Genomic DNA, 321 nt, shown 5'->3' with positions numbered 1-321 from the left:
GTATCTCTATATTTAATTTTATACCATTATTCAGAGTAGCTCGCAAATCTAAAATAGACAATTTATCATCCTTTTGCTCCCTTGGAAGATGCGGATCATCTAAATGCAAAGAAATGATTTCCTCATCTAAAGAGGATTGTAATACCGCATTAAGAAAACCAATGAGTATCTCCTCGTTTCCTTCTACTCCAAACAAGCGCTTGAAAGCAAAATCAACTCGTAAATTTACTAGATTTTTTTTCATAGATGTATTCATATTCTCTTCTACCCTTCTTTTAGTTAATTGGATATAAGAAAAAGATAGAATTAAAAACTCTATCT

General features: G+C 30.8%; 1 protein-coding gene. It reads right to left on the bottom strand.

Going from position 1 to position 321, the window contains the following annotated elements; all coding sequences use genetic code 11:
• Positions 1–256 (bottom strand): Rpn family recombination-promoting nuclease/putative transposase (locus RT27_RS32230; RefSeq protein WP_043939990.1); only part of this gene is annotated, 256 nt, incomplete at its 3' end.
• Between the last annotated feature and the right edge of the window lie 65 nt (positions 257–321).

It is taken from the genome of Bacillus sp. L_1B0_5, assembly GCF_000836715.1.
Classification (GTDB): domain Bacteria; phylum Bacillota; class Bacilli; order Bacillales; family Bacillaceae_G; genus Bacillus_A; species Bacillus_A thuringiensis_S.
Note: the sequence above shows the minus strand (reverse complement) of the source record. Positions and strands in the feature narration are given on the sequence as shown.